This is a genomic window from Flavobacterium sp. N502540 (assembly GCF_025947365.1).
In the GTDB taxonomy this organism is placed as follows: domain Bacteria; phylum Bacteroidota; class Bacteroidia; order Flavobacteriales; family Flavobacteriaceae; genus Flavobacterium.
In genome coordinates this window covers 4729696-4746749 of sequence record NZ_CP110012.1, presented here as the reverse complement: position 1 = coordinate 4746749, position 17054 = coordinate 4729696, and the positions used below count along the sequence as shown (strand labels likewise).

Below are 17054 nucleotides of genomic sequence, written 5' to 3'. Positions count from 1 at the left end.
GAGAATATTTAAAGAAAGAAACCTTCTTAGCTATAATTAATAGAGTATTATGAGGAGTATTGTTTTGAGAGAGCAAAAGCATCAGCAAGATGCTTTCATCCCTAACGCATTTTGTGATAAAGAGAATATTTAAAGAAAGAAACCTTCTTATCTATAATTTATAGAGTAGTGTGAGGAGTATTGTTTTGAGAGAGCAAAAGCATCAGCATGGTGCTTTCATCCCTAACGCAGTCTGCGATAGAAGGAATATTTAAGGAAAAGAAACCCTCTTATCTATAATTTATAGAGTATTATGAGGGGTATTGCTCTGAAAGAGCAAAAGCATCAGCAAGGTGCTTTCATCCCTAACGCAGTCTGTGATAAAGAGAATATTTAAAGAAAGAAACCTTCTTATCTATAATTAATAGAGTAGTATGAGGAGTATTGCTCTGAAAGAGCAAAAGCATCAGCATAGTGCGAAGCACTATGTGTTAAATTAAAGTAAATACCGCCCTGAAAGGGCAATAGCAATTTCCACGCCTGTAAATAAAAAAATCTGTTCTGATCTGTGTTTTCGCCTGGCGAATCGGTTTAATCCGCGTGTTTTTTTTTTTATACCTGCCAACTGGCAATTTGAATGAATGAATTAAGTAAAACAAGATACTGCAATCAGTAAATTTCATAAATCTAATACAGAATAGTGTATAAGGATTACGGTTTAATTGACGGAAATTTGTAGTATAAAATAACAATTAAAACATCAACATAATGGAAAAGCAAGATTTTCAATTTAAAACAAACCTGAACTGCGGTGGATGTGTTTCTAAAGTACAATCAGACCTGGACAATGCAGCAGGGATATGTGAATGGAATGTAGACACTACTAATGCAGATAAAATACTTACCGTTCAATCGGATGGTGCTACTGCCGAAGAAATAATTGCAATTATTAAAGCGAAAGGATTTAAAGCAGAACCTTTAGAAATTTAATCCTTTAAGACTTCTGTTGGATTACAGATTTTAAACAAAAGTTAATGCTTATCGTTACCGAATTGAAAGTAAGCCCGATGTTTTATCGGGCTTATTTTTTTAAAAGTAATACTTTAAGTAAAAGATAGTAATGATTATCGTGTATATGGTTGATTACTAATAAAAACAGGGTGATTTTTAGTTGAATTAATCGTTAAAATAAAGTATTTTAATAACTTGTATTTTATTAATTTATGTTCTCGATTAATTGAATAGATATTAAATTTTGATATTAGATTTTAGAAAAAACTATTTTTTTGTTTTAAGAAAAATAGTAAAGTAATTTTTAGCTTAAAAAAGCAAGGGCTGTCCGGTGATAATTCGGACAGCCCTTTTGGTACGCTCACTCGAAAAGTGAATCTGTTTTTTCAGAGTTTATTTTTTCAGTTCTTCGTTGGCCTGAATGAAATTATGATAATTCTTTTCGGATTCAAAGTAAGCTACATTTCCCTGTTTGTTCAGTGAAACGATATATGCCGAAGCTTTGTCAACTTTTGCTCCGGTATGTGGATCAATTGCCTGACGGACACTTTCATCGCTTGGGATACGTTCTACGCACATGTTGCAGCAGCCATAATACATTTTTCCGTCAAACGGAACTTCTATTTGTTTTTTACCCATGTGCAGATCATTTACCATACAAACTTCATCATTGGGCACAGGAGTTCCTTTTGATGCAATATTACTATCTTTTACAGTTAGTTCCTTTTGGTCTGATACCTCATTCTGCGGTTTGTTTTCCTGATCTTTACACGAGATCATTACTACAGCCATTGCGGCAATAAGGAAATAGCGGCCAAGTATTTTCATTGTTTTATTTTTTAATTTTTGTTCCTTCTGTTATTTCTTCAGTGGCTTTCATTAAAATGTTGTCGCCTTCCTTTAGTGCACCAAACACTTCAATCTGATCCATCAGCGCACGTCCTTTCGCAACGGGAATGTTTTTGGTTTTCCCCCCGATCACCTGAATAATGTACATTCCCATATTACTTTCTACTAAGGCAGTTTTGGGAATAAAAAAGGTAGCTTCACTGGCTTGTAACGAAAGCATTGCTTCCACCACCATCAAAGGCTTCAGTTCGGGATGTATTTTCATAATATCGGCTTCTATGCGCTCTGAACGTAATTTGAAATCTAAAACTCCCGATTTACGCGAAATTTTAGCCATATACTTTTTCTGCGGAAGCGAGCTTACTTTAAAATGTATTGAATCGCCTAAGTTTAAATAGGGAGTATTGGCCTCCGGAATAGAAAGTGAAACGCGCAGTTTTTTATTGTCCTGAAGTACCAGTAAAGGTTTGTCGGAACCTTTGCCCATTGGACCTACATAAGAGCCCGGATCTACATTTCTTTCGGCAACAATTCCGTTAAAAGGTGCCCGGATGATCAGATAATCATTCATGGCCTGTATTTCCTGATAAGCAGATTTTGCAGCTTCTAGTTGTGACTGGTCGGATAGTTTTCTGGCTGTGATCTGGTCTAAGGCATCCTTCGCAATAGCGCCTTTGGTTTCATTGGCTTTAAACATTCGGTCATAATTCGATTTGGTAGCAATGTAAATGGCTTCCTGTGCTTTCCATTTGGATTTTGCCGCTGCCAGCTGCGCCTGAATCTCGGGTGCTTCCAAAACCATGATGATCTGTCCGACAGTTACAGGAGAACCTATGTCGACATACAGTTTTTTTACGTAGCTGTTTACTTTGGCATAGATGGCCGTTTCTTTGTCGGAAACCAATTCTCCGGCAAGTTTCAGAGGAACCAGCGGATTGCTCTTTTTCAGAGAAACCGTTTCAAAATTCTGCATCATCATCATGGGCATGGCTGCCGGTTTCTCTTCTTTTTTGTTTTCTGAATTACAAGATGCAACTGCAATTCCGATAAGGATATAATAGATTAATTTCATGGTTTATTTTTCTAACGTTATAAAATGAATACTGTTTTCGTCTTCAGGATCTAAGGATGGTGATTGGGTAGTGGTTTTGTTTTGTATCCACACAAATACCAGAGGCAATAGGATCAATACACTAAAGGAAGACGCAATTAGTCCGCCAATTACAGCTCTTCCTAATGGTGCCACCTGATCACCGCCTTCGCCGTGTCCGATAGCCATTGGAAGCATACCCGCAATCATAGCCAGTGTGGTCATAATGATAGGACGTATACGCAAAGCGGCTGCCTGAATAGCTGAACTAAGGGCATCGCCATTTTCTAAACGCAGAGACTCAGCATTACTAATCAGCAAAACGGCATTCGCAATAGAAACTCCGACAGACATAATAATTCCCATATAAGATTGTAAATTCAGGGTAGAACCCGTTAGTTTCATTAAAATCAATGAACCCAGAATTACAAAAGGAACAGTAGTCAGAATCACTAAGGACACTTTAAACGATTGAAAATTTGCCGTCAGCATTAAGAAAATAACAATAACTGCAATTAGTAAACCTGTTGCCAGACTATTCATGGTTTCCTCGAGCACCGGAACCATTCCGGATACCTGAATATTGACCCCTTTAGGCAATTCACCAAGCGAATCGATAGCAGCCTGTACGTCTTTCTGTGCTTTTCCTAAATCAGTATTATGAATGTTTGCCGTTACCGGTGTGTAACCCATGGTTCCCAGATTATAACTTTCACCCAATACTTTTGTGGGAGTAATTGTCGCTACATCACCCAGAACAGGTCGGTCTGAGTTTTTTCCTAACGGAACATTCATCAACTCATCTTTGCTGTTTAAAATGTTTTGTGGTGTTTGTACCTGTACATCGTAGGCAATTCCCATCATTCCGCCAACCCACATGTTCTTACTGGTGTAGCGTGAAGAGGCCGTTATAGGAACCAAAGAGCGAGCGATATCCTGTGCGTCGATACCCAGTTGTGCCGCTCTTATTCGATCGATATTTATTTCGTATGCCGGATAGTTTAAGGATTGCGGAATTTGCTGATCTCTTAAATAATCAATTTCTTTTAGCTTGGCCAAAAGTTTATTGGCATACATCACGTTCATTTTTTTCATCATTCCCGAAAAGCGAACCTCAATCGGAGTATTGGTTCCCTGGCTCAGAATCTTCTCTGTAAGTTCGATAGGCTCGAAAGAGAAATGCAGTTCGGGCATCTTTTCCTTCATGTGCTTGCGGATGATTTCTTTCAGCTCATTGGTATTTCCGTCAAAATCTTTTAAGGCAATCTGCATCAAGGCTTCATGCGGACCTGCATTGTACAAATAAATTGGACTCACTGCAAAAGAGGAGGGATGCTGACCAATAAATACCGACGATATGGCAATATGATCTTTACCAATAATAGTTTCCAGTTCGCCTAAAACCTGCTTTATTTTGAGTTCCGTTTTTTCGATACGGGTACCTTCCGGCGCTTTAATACGTACCTGAAACTGACTTGAATTTACAGTCGGCAATACGTCTTTACCGGTACTGTTGTACATTAAAAATGCTCCAACGGTAACCAAAATAAAACTGACAATTAAAATTGGTTTGCGTTTACTCATTATCGATTGTAAAAACTGTACAAAACGATTTTTGAATCCATCGAATTTATCTTCGATATGCTCATGGTTTTCTTTGTCTTTCATTAACCAGTTGGCCATTACAGGCACAAACGTTTGTGACAGCATAAAAGACAGCAACATAGAAAAACCAATAGCCAGAGCCAAGGGCATAAACAATGATCCAGGTATACCGGTCATCATGAAGGCAGGTGCAAAAACCGCAAGAATACATAACAAAATCAGTAGTTTAGGAAACGCAATTTCACGACAGGCGTCCAGAATGGCTTTGGCTTTCGTTTTGCCCATGGCTAAATGCTGGTGAATATTTTCGATCGTAACTGTACTCTCATCCACTAAAATTCCAATCGCTAATGCCAGTCCGGATAGCGACATGATGTTGATACTTTGCCCAAACAATTTAAGGAACAATACTCCCGAAATAATAGAGATCGGAATGGTAAGTACTACGATTAAAGCGGCTCTTCGATCACGTAAAAATAAAAGCACCATTAATCCTGTTAACATCGCTCCCAAAACACCTTCTGTAATTAAACTTTTAACAGCATTGATTACATAAACAGACTGATCGAATTCGTAGGAAATCGCAACATCATCCGGTAGATTATTCTGAATGGCAGGAATCGCTTTTTTAAGATTCTTTACCACGTCCCAGGTAGAAGCATTACCCGATTTTGCAATGTTAATGTATACGGATCTCGTACCATTAATAAGAGCATAACCGGTAGTAATATCGGCACCATCTTTTATGGTAGCCACATCACGGATGTAGACATTATCGACCCCGTTTTTAAAAATTGGAATATTTCCGAAATCGGCCACCTCTTTAATAGTATTGTTTGTAGGCGTCAGATAGTTGATATCATTCACATAAATATTACCTGATGGTGATGTAATGTTATTTCGGCTAATCGATTCCACAATCTGCTCCGGCGTTAGCTGATGGGTACGCAGTTTATTCGGATCGATGTTGATTTCGATGGTTCTCGGACTTCCTCCAAATGGCGGAGCTGTCGTTAAACCGGGTATTTTAATAAGAAACGGACGTGCCGTAAAGTTGGCGATATCCTGTAGCTCATTGTTGGTTTTGGTTTTACTTTTAAAGACCAGCTGACCAACAGGCTGAGAGGACGCATCAAACCGAATGATAAACGGAGGCGGAGCTCCCGGTGGTAAAAATACCTGTGAACGATTCGAGAGCGCATTGATTTCGGCAATTGCCTGCCCCATATCGGTACCTTCATAAAAATTAATTTTCATTAAGGTAAGCCCTTGAGTATTTTTGGTTTCAATGCTTTCAATACCGCTCGTAAACAGCATCATATTGACATACATTTTGGTAAAATAACCTTCCATTTGCTGAGGGGTATAACCATTAAAGGAGTGGGCAATGTATACCACAGGAAGATTCATATCAGGTAAGATGTCGACCTTTATTTCTTTTGAAGCTTTAATCCCGAAGAATAAAAGCCCCAGCACCATCACCATGATAGAGATGGGCCTGCGCAAGGCAAAACGTATTAAATTCATAATTCCGGGTTTAGTGTATCGCGTTGAGTAAAATGTTTAGATTGCCTGTGGCAGCAGCTTTAATCCATAAGGCTTGCCAAATGTTGTTTTGGGCAATTTCATAATCAATCTCTGCACGGTTAAGGGTGTAGAAAGATTGTGTTAAATCAACAATAGTGGTAAGGCCGTTATCATACAAAGCAGTGTGTTGACGATAAGCGTCGGTAGCAGCGATTACCTGTGTTTTGGTTTCTTTAAAATTCTCAAAAGCATTTTTCAGTTTGTCATTCGCAAGTTTTTGCTGGGCAATCAATTCCTGATTCATGTATTCATATTCGTTTTGAAGCGATTGGGTAACAAATTTTTGTTCCCGCTTTTTAGAAGATTGACGATAGATATTGGTTAGATTCCAACTTAAATTGATTCCAACGATATAATTGCTGCGATCGATTCCAACACCATCGGCATACGATTTTGAGAAAGCAGTATTGTCCTGTACATAATTCCAGTCAAAACCCGAACCGCGTCCCTGCATGACTCCAAAAGCAGATAGGTTTGGTAAAGCCAGTGCAGACTGTAATTTTTCCTGCTGCTCATTTTTCAGAATATCACTTTTTCGCCATTCCAGTATAGGATGTTGACTTGTTTCTGTTACAGCTTCCGAAAGAATAACAGGTGTTTTAGTAGTAAACACGCTATCGAGTTGATACACCTGATATTCTTCACCCAACATTACAGCAAGTGATTTAGAATGATCCAGTTCCATATCATAAGCTTTTATCACAGCCGATTTAGCATTGGCTACTTCGGCTTTTGCTAAAGAATAATCGACCTCCGGAATCAAACCGCTCTCTGCACGGCTTTTGGTTGTAGTTTCCACCACTTGGGCACGTTCCAGATTTTTGTCCTGCACAAATTTAATGCGCTGAGCAGCAAGTAAGTTCAGATACGCAGCACCTACTTTTACCTGATGTTGAAATTTTACTTGTACCAGATCTTTTTGGGCTACATTTTCGTCAGCTTTGGCAATGGCAACCTGTGTTTTAATTTTGCCAAAAGTGAAAAGATTCCAATTGATATTGGCCAGATACAAGGACCCAAAAGCGGCATTCCAGTTTTGATCTTGTAAGGGCATTGAGGTCGCAGCACTGCCCAGTCCGCCATAACTGTACAAAGGACCGTTTTGCGCATTGATCGTACCATAACTTTGTTGTGCCATTAAGGTGAAGTCAGGTAGGTACTGGCTTTTTTGATAGGTAGTGTTCTCTTTCGAAGCATTGAGGATGGCTTCTTTGGCTTTTATTTTTTCAAAATTTTGAATAGAGCGTTCAAGAGCATTGGATAATGTTACCGTTTGTGCCCAGAGATTTCCGGAAACCATACAGAACATAGCCAACGCAAAATATTGCATTTTCATAGGATGTATTTAAAATTAAACAATAGAAATCGCATAGCATCTTTAAATGCTACAGTTCGATCAATTGTCTAAAATCAAATACGGTAAACGCAGTAGAAAATATAAAGGGGATTATTCCGAATAGGAATAAAGGGGAAAAAAGAATATTCGGTTTTCTTTTCCTTAGAAGTATAAGAGTTGAAAACAGTTTCGTAAAAATGAAAAGGTACTGCAATTCCAAAGAATTTAGGAACTAAGTCACCGGGAGCTGTTTGTTGTAGCTTTTCGGTCGCTTTATGAAACTGTGCTTTATGTTTACAGCAGTCTTTGTTTTTTTGTTGTTTTTTCGCCACACATTTTGGGCAAACTTTACCAACCGGAATATCACCAAACAGATTGGTTTCTTGTGGTACACCTTTGCAAAAATGAGTTATCGTGGTAAAGCCTGACGACAGTACCAGATAAAAAACAGAAAGAAGTAGTAGAAGTGCTTTTCTCATAATCAATTGCAAAGGTGACCTTATTTTGCCATATACCTGTTGCAAAATTTTGGATGAAATTTGTAAAATTTATAAATCTTCCCTTGATTTTTTTGAGGCTAATTGCTTAAGAGTTTTCACCACTCAGGGTGTTTTTTATTCTTTAAACTCAAGGATATCCCCTGGCTGGCAATCCAGTACTTTACAAATGGCTTCTAAGGTGCTGAATCTTATGGCTTTTGCTTTTCCGGTTTTCAATATCGAAAGATTGGATAAGGTTAGGTCTACTTTCTCGGAAAGTTCATTCAATGACATTTTTCGTTTTGCCATCATCACATCGAGGTTTACAATGATTGCCATAATTTATATTGTTAATTCGTTTTCTTCTTGTAATTCGATTCCTTTTTTGAAGATATAAGCAACAACAAGCAATATTACCCCCATAAACAACCAGACATCTGCACCGGCAATTTGCAATTGTTGAATGTTTTGTAGTTTAAGACCGCTATCGGACAAAACCTTTACCAATTCTATTCCCCAGGAAGAAAAGAAACCAATGCCAAAGGATAAATAAGCCAGTGTAAGAATAAAATTTCTGAACAGGTTATTGAAGGGCGCCGAAAAGTTGAGGTCCTTGTTCATGAAAATTTTTATAATGCAGTAGAACAATATTGCTTTTAATAAAGCAACAATAATGATAACACTGCTAAGGGTGATGTATCGGCTCTGATTGAACTGATACACTTCAGTTAAATCAATCGATCTCCAAAATTTGGCGGCATCAGCAGGATCCAGTGTTAGCGTAGCAATTGTTTTGGTAAGTATTCCTCCGGCTTCGATACATAATCCAACAAAAATAATCCACGAAAGCACGTGTAGTACTTTCAGAATGGTTGTGGTACTAATTTTAATTTCCATGGTTCTAAGTTTAAAAATTTCAATGCTAAAATAATAAATATTTATTGATAAACAATAAATTAATATTGAGAAATAATTAATTTTAAGAAAAATATTTCTAAAGACTAATCAAATTAATGCTTCTAGAATAAAAAAATCCCCAACTATTTTGCCGTTGAGGATATTGTATTTATAAAAAAAGCTTTTTCTAGCAATGTTTGCTCTATTTCATCTCCCGGATTGTTTCTGTTTTATACCGAAAATTAATAGCCACAAACAAATTCCAATTTCTCCAAATGTGGCAGGCATGCTGATGTATTTAGAAATTCCAAGAGTTGAATAATCTGCAATTAAAGTGTTGCCTAAAAAGTTGATCAGATACCCAAAACATCCCATCATCAGTAAAATGCCGAAAAATTTGGGCAAAAAACGGGACTTGTAAACCAGATAACCAAAAGGAAATAACCAAAGTCCTGAAAAGATATGTACTATTCGCATGCCGTTATCGTATTGATTGAGATTTAACATAACCTGCGATTTGATTTGCTCCAATGATAAACCAAGATTGTTATCTGTTAGTAGAGAAAGCACATTGAATTGATTTTGAGCATTCAAAAAATAAATAGGTACGCTTAGAATAGCTAATAGTGCCATCACTTTTGCCCAACCATTGTCGACAGGTTCGAATAGTTTGTAAAGTTGCAGTACTAAGAAAAGGAAGAAAAGATAGCAGGATAATCCGGCTACAATTCCAAGTCTGAAAAGCGATTCTGATGCCTTGATGTTATGATATGTTGTGGCTAAGTCATCCCATACAATCAATTTTGAAGGAACATAGGCTAAACTAAATATTCCGGTCAGGACTACTGCTAAATAAAGTAAACCTGCAATTCGGGCTGTTTTTTGGTTTGTCGTCATTTTGGTTTTGGGTTTAAAATAAGACGACAATTATTTGATTCTGTTACAATTGGTTTTAGTTAATAATTGACATAGAGGCTTTATTTCATCGCAATAAAAAATTGATTCATGTACTTTCAGTTTGTATTTTTGCCCTTATGAATGATAATTTTACAAACGAATATTTTGGCATAGGAATACAAAATGGTAAAACGCCTGAGAATTTGGGTGTACTGTGGCGATCCGCTCAAAATCTGGGAGCTACTTTTATATTTACTATTGGCAACCGATATGCCAAGCAAGCCTGTGATACCCACGATGCGGTAAAAGCAATTCCGTATTTTCATTACGATACCTTTGAAGCTTTTCTTGAGAATTTGCCTAAAGGAGCGCGCTTAGTGGGTGTTGAACTAAACGAAAATGCTTCCGACTTAGAGACTTACGAACATCCAAGACGCTGCGTTTATTTATTGGGTGCAGAAGATCATGGACTGTCCAAAAAAGTAATGGAGAAATGCCATCATTTAGTAAAATTTAAATCGGTGAAGAGTTTAAATGTTGCAGTGGCAGGAACCATCATTATGTACGACAGAAATTTACCGAAACCACGATCTTAAATCGCAGATAGCTTGTTTTACGACACGATTCTTCAGTTTGATTTACTAAAGACAAAGGTTATCTTTATCAGTTTAAAATGTTATCCTTTTTAAAATAAATAAAGAATGAGAATACTAAAACCAGTTGTTATTGTGTTTTTTTTGACCCTTTTAAGCAATGCTTACAGTCAAAAAGTAAATAGAGAAAAAGGGATTCAAATCATTCCGAAACCAAAACAATTGGTTCTTAAACAAGGTAATTTTCAGTTTTCTGCAACGACTAAATTTGTGGTAAGTGATGACGCTCAAAAAGAAATCGCTACGGTTTTAATAAACAAATTCGGAAGTGCAGCAGGATTCCGCCCTGAAATTTCAAATAAGATTCCCAAAAGTAATTACGTTCAGTTTAAAGTCGATGCAACTTTAAAGAACGAAGCTTACTTGTTGGCGGTAAATAAAGAAAACATCACAATTACGGCAAAAGGGAATGCAGGTTTTATTTATGGTTTAGAAAGCATCCGACAATTACTACCCGAAAGTATTGAAAGTAAAAGCAGAATTAAACCGGTTAAATGGGAGATTCCAACTCTTACAATTACTGATGAACCCCGTTTTCAATGGCGAGGACTAATGCTGGACTTATCGTGTCATTTTTTTGATAAAAACTATATACTTGAGACTATCGACCGATTGGCAATGCTTAAAATGAACGTTTTGCATTTGCATTTGGTCGACGATCAGGGGTGGAGAATCGAAATTAAAAAATACCCAAAACTGACCGAAGTAGGTGCCTGGAGAGTCGATCAGGAAAATGCACCCTGGAACGCGAGACAGCTAACCAATCCGGACGAAAAAGGAACGTATGGCGGCTTTCTGACTCAGAAAGAGCTAAAGGAAATTGTAAAATATGCCGCCACAAAAAATATAGAAATCATTCCCGAAATCGAAATGCCGGCACACGTGAGTTCTGCCATTGCGGCTTATCCTGAACTGGCTTGTTTCAATCAGAGAATCGGAGTTCCGTCGGGTGGATTATGGCCTATTACGGATATTTATTGTGCCGGAAAAGAAACTACTTTTGAGTTTTTGCAAAATGTAATAGAGGAGGTTATTGAAATTTTCCCTTCGAAATACATTCACATTGGAGGTGATGAAGCTACCAAAACCAACTGGGATAAATGCCCGAATTGCCAGAAGCGAATGAAAGACAATGGATTGAAAGACGCTCACGAACTGCAAAGCTATTTTGTAAAAAGAATGGAGCAATACATCAATTCTAAAGGCAAAAAAATAATTGGCTGGGACGAAATACTCGAAGGCGGTTTAGCTCCCGAAGCTACAGTAATGAGCTGGAGGGGAACAGTAGGAGGGATCGAAGCCGCAAAGCAAGGTCATGACGTCATCATGTCGCCCGAATCACCTTGTTATTTTAATTTTTATCAGGGCCCTCAAAACGAAGAGCCTTTGGCTTTTGATGCCTTTAATCCGTTAAGCAAAGTCTACGCGTTTGACCCTGTTGTCGATACCATGACTCCACAAGAAGCCAGCCATGTTCTAGGCGGACAAGCCAATTTATGGGCAGAATATATCACCACTCCAGAAGCTTCAGAGTATATGATCTTTCCGCGATTGGCCGCTTTGTCTGAAGTGTTGTGGAGTACAAAAGAAAATCGCGATTGGAATAATTTTACGTCCAGATTACCTTCTTTGTTGCAACGCTACGATTATTTAGGGATCAATTACGCCAAAAGCGCTTATTTGGTTACTTCTTCGGCTGTGGCTGATTTAGACAAAAAGGTGATTAACGTTACGCTTAAAAATGAATTTCCAAATTCCGATATTCGTTATGTTTTAGGAGATAAAAACACAGACGATAAGGCCATAAAATATACAAAACCTATTGCAGTTAAGGAAACTACGATTCTAAAAGCGTCTCTATTTCAGAATAATAAACCGGTTGGAAGAATATTTACCGATACGATCGTATTTCATAAAGCAGTAGGGCATAAGGTCAATTATGTAACCCCTTATAATGACAGTTACAAAGGCGACGGACCTCTCGGAATGGTCAATACCATCAGAGGGTCTAAAAACTTTCATGACGGTCAATGGCAGGCATGGCTGGTCAAGGACATGGAAATTGTGATTGATCTTGAAAAAGAACAAAACATCGGAAAAGTGAGCGTTGGGACTTTAGAAAGTCAGGGCGCCGGAATTTATTTTCCAATACAAGTAACCATTTTAGTCTCTAAGGACGGAACTAATTACAAAGAAGCTGGAAAGATACTACGCCCATTTGCGGTGAATGTCAATTCGGAGTTGAAAGACTTTAAAATCAATTTTGAAAAACAAGAGGTTAGGTTTGTAAAAGTAATCGCTACGAATTTAAAAAAGAGCCCAACTGGTTCAAGTTCGTGGCTGTTTGTAGACGAAATTGTGGTGGATTAAGCTGTTTTATTTATTTTGAAGTATAGAATAATCATGTCATTAAGTTAAGAGAAACAGTTCAAAGGATTGCTGATTTTTGATTAACTATTTTTGATTTCAGATGTATAGAATAGGCAATCCCGGTATTTACCAATACCAAATCAGAAATCTACAATCGTTAATCTTCAATCTAAAATCTCCCTTTTAGAAGCCTCTCGACTTCGTATAGTAGGGTAATAGTAATTGTTATTTAATTTCTTTTAACTCAGCGGTAACTTTTGTAATTCTGATTGCTATGGCCAATGCAAAAAGATACGGAGAGATAAACAATAACATCCAACTAAAGGTACCTCTTCTAGATTGCTCTTTAGCCACCGATATTTCTTTGGATTCTTCCACTATTCGATCTACCATCATAGTAGATAACTCATGATTTCTTTTTAAATACCCATCTTTATCAGAGATATTTGCAAAGGCATTATTGTGCTTTCTGGAAAGAGTATCAACATAAGCAAACTCTTCTTCAACCAGTATTTTGTCTCGATAATTCTGAGACAGTTTTAAAAGACTATCATAAATTTTTCCTGCCTGAATAAATCTTTTCGCTTGTTCCTGGTTACTAAATTTTTCATAGTCAAAGCCATTCTTGTTTAAGAAATAGTCTCGCTTATTTTCAAGCCTTTCCATATATTCAGCATATACCAATTCCAGTGATTTTTTATGCCAGGGTGTAAGTGCAGTAAAGTATTCCTTGTTTAATGAAAAAGTGGCACCAAATATTCCAATTATTCCTAAAGAAACCCAGGCATAATCAACTTTTTTCCAAAATCGCTTTCCTTGAGGAAAATATTTGATCAATAAAAAATGGAATACTAATAGTGCAATTAGTAAAGTTATAAATGGTGCGTAATAGTTCATAGTTTGGTTTTATTATTGGTAAGAATGCAATACGATCATCGAATTAAAAATTTCAACTGAATGGTAACCTATTGACGGATTTCTTTTGGGGTTTAGTCTTTCGATGTTTTTAATTACTGAATGGCCTGTTTAACTAAGCTCATAATGTACTCGAGGTTATGAGTATCACTTACGATAATCTCGTAATCTCCGTTCCCCCAATGGCCTTTTTCCGAAACGTCTTTCATCAAACCTTTAGAATCGTCTAGTTCTCCCTTTTTCAGATTGATAAAAATTTTAATTCCTTTTTTTAGAATAACCATATCCGCTATATTTTTATTCTTTTTAAAAGCGATGTATAACTTTTTAGGAACAATTTCGATGTCATTGGTTAAGTTTAAAATAGCATTTTTAAAATTTTCATACAATTCAATGATTTCCTCCGATGAGCCGTTTAAATGATCTTCTTCCGTATAAACTTTAATTTCATCGGTTACCGATTTAATAACAGTACTTTGTTTAGTTAGAGGTTTTATACTTTCGGCCGATTTGTTTTTTTTGATGGGATTAATGCTAATCAAATCATTCTCATAGTGTTTCACTTCCCATAATTCGATGGCTATATCTTTAAAATTAGTAGCCAAACGCTGGTTTTCGGTAAAGCCGGGAGACACAAAAACAACTCTTGTTTGCGACCAATCTACCGAAGTACTGTGAATGGCTTTTTTTAAGGTTTCGTTATAAGTTAAAACAAAATCGGCCTTGTTTTCGAGCATTAAACTTAAATAAGTAAAACCCTGATCGACGACACTTATATTTTTATCTCTTTTATACTCAATAATAACAAATGCTTTCGATTGTGGGTCATATCCTAACGTATCTATGCGCTTCCCTTTAATTACAAATTCTGATTTGACCATTTCTAAACCCATCAAATCAAAAAGATTAGCCTCAAACAAGGTTTGAATTTCCTTTTCCAGTTTAAAAGGTTTTTCTTTTAATACGCTAAGACTATTGGTGTTTTTAGAGTGATAAAGATTCATATTACAGTTTTAATATTTCCCAATTATTGGTTTTAATTCTCTAGCCAGTTCCATTTCCAGAATCGTTATCAAATCACTCATTTCTTCATTAAACACCATATAGTTAAGTGTAAGATTTCCAAATTCTTCAGGATAATACCAATGAAACAATTGCATGCCAGCAGTGTTTGGATTTTTAGAATATCCTAAATGAGTTACCAATCTTAAATGAAATCCTTCTTTTACTTTACCAACATACAATGTTTTAGAATTTATATCGAAGTAGGTTTTATAGGATGCAGTACTTCTGGGCTGTCGGGAGTTTCTAAATGCGGCATATTCTTCTCTTAAATGTTTGGCATTACTAATAGTGTCGTCAATTGAAAACCAATAAAGAACTGGTCTTTTTTTTAATTTTACTAAATCGCTAAAGATATGCTGTTGTTCCGCACAACGTGTAACATTTGAATCTGCACAATACATTTTATTAAAAACAGTAGAACTAATTATAAGAGGTTGATTTTCGTGAAATGCATCAGAGTTCCTTTCAGCAACTTCGGCTATTTTTTTGAAAATCGAATTTATTTTTTGCTTCATCTTAAGTAGTTAAACTGTTTTTAATTTCTGTAAACAAATATATTTTTACTATAAATTATAGGGATTATTTGATAGAATATGTTGGTGCAAGAGTAATAAGGTGTCTCCGTACCATTTATGGGAAGCACGAGACCTGTCCTTATTTTTTCGGTTAATTTTGCCAAGAGGAGACTCCAGAAAAAAAGTAGCATAAGGTTTTATATGAGTGGTAAAATACGTCCTTTCCTTATCGATATCTCTACAAGAAGTTATCACCACCTCTGTATCGGGATGTTTTTTCAGTTTCTCTAGTAGATCATCCATACAATGCTCATCGTCTGTTGCGGAGTGAATGATAATCTTTCTTCCATGTCGATTAATGACAATAGAAAAATCGTTGTATTTTCCTTTGGTATTTATTAAAAAAGAAGGAAATGGTTTTCCATTTATATCTGCTGTAAGACCAGTGGTAAGCCATTCGGCAATTTTATTTATGGAAGTAGTTTTACCTGTTTGCGGTGCGCCTGAAATGACTAAAAATTTCATAAGTTATGTTTTTTATTTTTATTTTTATTTGTTTTATTCCTAAGCCATCATTCCCTCAACAAAACTCATTTTGCAAATTAACTCGACTTCGCAGCGAGATGTGGTTTGCATACGTAAGCATGTGACATTATGTCAACAGAGGAATTACTTTATAGTGGCTTGTTTCATAAAATTATTTTTGGAAGTTTAGTCTTTAAATCAAAATAGGGTTTATACTATCTACATATTCGTTAAGTACGCTTTGATAGAAATCAATTTTTTTTGCAAACTCGATATGGTTTAGTTCATCGTCTATGTTTGTAATTTCAGCTAAAAGCATTGATTCTTTTGCTTTAGAATATTTTGGTTTGCGTGTTTCAACTCCATTTTTTTGTAGGATTAGAGTAAAATTATTATAGATATCGTTTCGGATTTGAATATTGATTTCTACTTCGTCTTTTAGAGAGAGCCTATAATTCACGTGAAGCTTGTTATGTTTAAAAGTAATATCCATATAGATTCCTATTCTTTCATCAATTGAAGTTAGTTTTTTACCTCCAAACCAGAATGCTAGTAACGCTTCTCTATTATTAGGAACCTCTCCCCAGTTCCCATCAAAGCGTTTTTTGTATTCATGAAAAAAGCGTGAGGTAGTCCACCAGGTCCAATACCTTACTGGTTTTGTTAAATAATTATTAGCTTCAATATGTGCCATATCATAATCAATTTCTCTTTTTAACAAATAGTCATAATATTGCGATAGGACATCATTGTTTATTTGAGTAATTTTTTCCTGAGCTATAATCTTCAAAAAATCTTTTATGGAATAATAATGGTAACCATTGTCTTTGATTTGGGATAAATCAACTTGATACCCTGTTTTGAAATAAATTAGAACCAAAGTATCACAAATTTTTAAGTCTATAATTTTGTTCTTATAAACTTCTAATTGGTTTTTGCGATTATTTGTGTGTACTTTATCTTCTATGATAACACCATAAGTGCAATTATTCATTTTAAATTTGAGAAATATATCTATTTTATGATATTGTGGTTTGATATCTAGTTCAGAAATATCTCCAATTATGATGTTCTTAAAAGCAAGTAAAGATTGTAAAAATGATGTGCCTAACTCATGTAATGGTTTGTTTTCTGTTTTGTAAATTGGATTTGCCCAATGCAGTAACCATATAATGAAGGCGTCTTGAGTTAATTCGCTTGTTGCGTAATCGAAAATATTAGGTTGATATTTCATTAGTTATATTGATTATTCAAAAACTTAGTTATTAAGCATCCAGATTT

The 17054-nt window shown here is 36.1% G+C and carries 16 protein-coding genes; 3 read left to right on the top strand and 13 right to left on the bottom strand.

The window, feature by feature from the left end:
- The first annotated feature begins 747 nt into the window (after positions 1-747).
- Complete coding sequence (locus OLM58_RS19870) at positions 748-969, top strand: heavy-metal-associated domain-containing protein (protein ID WP_264530312.1); 222 nt, start codon at positions 748-750, stop codon at positions 967-969.
- Between the two features lie 414 nt (positions 970-1383).
- Here the strand turns inward: OLM58_RS19870 and OLM58_RS19865 are convergent, their stop codons facing one another.
- The 8 genes from OLM58_RS19865 to OLM58_RS19830 all read right to left on the bottom strand — a co-directional run bounded on the left by OLM58_RS19865 (position 1384) and on the right by OLM58_RS19830 (position 9730).
- The gene (locus OLM58_RS19865) at positions 1384-1818 is read right to left on the bottom strand and encodes a hypothetical protein (protein WP_264530311.1); all 435 of its coding nucleotides are present in this window, start codon (positions 1816-1818) and stop codon (positions 1384-1386) included.
- A 4-nt stretch (positions 1819-1822) separates the two neighbouring features.
- On the bottom strand, positions 1823-2911 hold the full coding sequence (locus tag OLM58_RS19860) for an efflux RND transporter periplasmic adaptor subunit (RefSeq protein WP_264530310.1): 1089 nt from the start codon (positions 2909-2911) through the stop codon (positions 1823-1825).
- A gap of 3 nt (positions 2912-2914) precedes the next feature.
- Positions 2915-6061, bottom strand: coding sequence for an efflux RND transporter permease subunit (locus OLM58_RS19855; protein ID WP_264530309.1), 3147 nt, complete (start codon positions 6059-6061; stop codon positions 2915-2917).
- A gap of 10 nt (positions 6062-6071) precedes the next feature.
- Complete coding sequence (locus OLM58_RS19850; protein WP_264530308.1) at positions 6072-7457, bottom strand: TolC family protein; 1386 nt, start codon at positions 7455-7457, stop codon at positions 6072-6074.
- A gap of 74 nt (positions 7458-7531) precedes the next feature.
- A complete protein-coding gene (locus OLM58_RS19845) occupies positions 7532-7936 on the bottom strand; it encodes an HYC_CC_PP family protein (RefSeq protein WP_264530307.1) in 405 nt (134 codons plus the stop codon).
- A 135-nt stretch (positions 7937-8071) separates the two neighbouring features.
- Complete coding sequence (locus OLM58_RS19840; RefSeq protein ID WP_017496797.1) at positions 8072-8275, bottom strand: helix-turn-helix domain-containing protein; 204 nt, start codon at positions 8273-8275, stop codon at positions 8072-8074.
- 3 nt (positions 8276-8278) lie between these two features.
- The gene (locus tag OLM58_RS19835) at positions 8279-8833 is read right to left on the bottom strand and encodes a DUF2975 domain-containing protein (protein WP_264530306.1); all 555 of its coding nucleotides are present in this window, start codon (positions 8831-8833) and stop codon (positions 8279-8281) included.
- A gap of 207 nt (positions 8834-9040) precedes the next feature.
- On the bottom strand, positions 9041-9730 hold the full coding sequence (locus OLM58_RS19830; protein WP_264530305.1) for a DUF4386 domain-containing protein: 690 nt from the start codon (positions 9728-9730) through the stop codon (positions 9041-9043).
- A 137-nt stretch (positions 9731-9867) separates the two neighbouring features.
- On the opposite strand from OLM58_RS19830, the gene OLM58_RS19825 reads away from it, so the two are divergent.
- Both OLM58_RS19825 and OLM58_RS19820 read left to right on the top strand, forming a co-directional pair.
- The gene (locus OLM58_RS19825; RefSeq protein ID WP_017496800.1) at positions 9868-10326 is read left to right on the top strand and encodes an RNA methyltransferase; all 459 of its coding nucleotides are present in this window, start codon (positions 9868-9870) and stop codon (positions 10324-10326) included.
- A 105-nt stretch (positions 10327-10431) separates the two neighbouring features.
- Entirely contained in the window at positions 10432-12753 is a 2322-nt protein-coding gene (locus OLM58_RS19820; RefSeq protein ID WP_264530304.1) for a glycoside hydrolase family 20 protein, read from the top strand.
- 225 nt (positions 12754-12978) lie between these two features.
- Here OLM58_RS19820 and OLM58_RS19815 read toward each other — a convergent pair whose 3' ends face one another.
- The 5 genes from OLM58_RS19815 to OLM58_RS19795 form a co-directional block, all read right to left on the bottom strand.
- On the bottom strand, positions 12979-13650 hold the full coding sequence (locus OLM58_RS19815; RefSeq protein ID WP_264530303.1) for a hypothetical protein: 672 nt from the start codon (positions 13648-13650) through the stop codon (positions 12979-12981).
- Between the two features lie 113 nt (positions 13651-13763).
- Positions 13764-14672: a DUF5655 domain-containing protein gene (locus tag OLM58_RS19810; protein ID WP_264530302.1), complete on the bottom strand. Its 909-nt coding sequence runs from the start codon at positions 14670-14672 to the stop codon at positions 13764-13766.
- Between the two features lie 9 nt (positions 14673-14681).
- Positions 14682-15248, bottom strand: coding sequence for a hypothetical protein (locus tag OLM58_RS19805; protein WP_264530301.1), 567 nt, complete (start codon positions 15246-15248; stop codon positions 14682-14684).
- A 48-nt stretch (positions 15249-15296) separates the two neighbouring features.
- Positions 15297-15773, bottom strand: coding sequence for an ATP-binding protein (locus OLM58_RS19800; RefSeq protein ID WP_264530300.1), 477 nt, complete (start codon positions 15771-15773; stop codon positions 15297-15299).
- 193 nt (positions 15774-15966) lie between these two features.
- Positions 15967-17007 carry a PD-(D/E)XK nuclease family protein gene (locus OLM58_RS19795; protein ID WP_264530299.1) on the bottom strand — a complete coding sequence of 347 codons (1041 nt, stop codon included), beginning with the start codon at positions 17005-17007 and terminating at the stop codon, positions 15967-15969.
- Positions 17008-17054 lie beyond the last annotated feature (47 nt).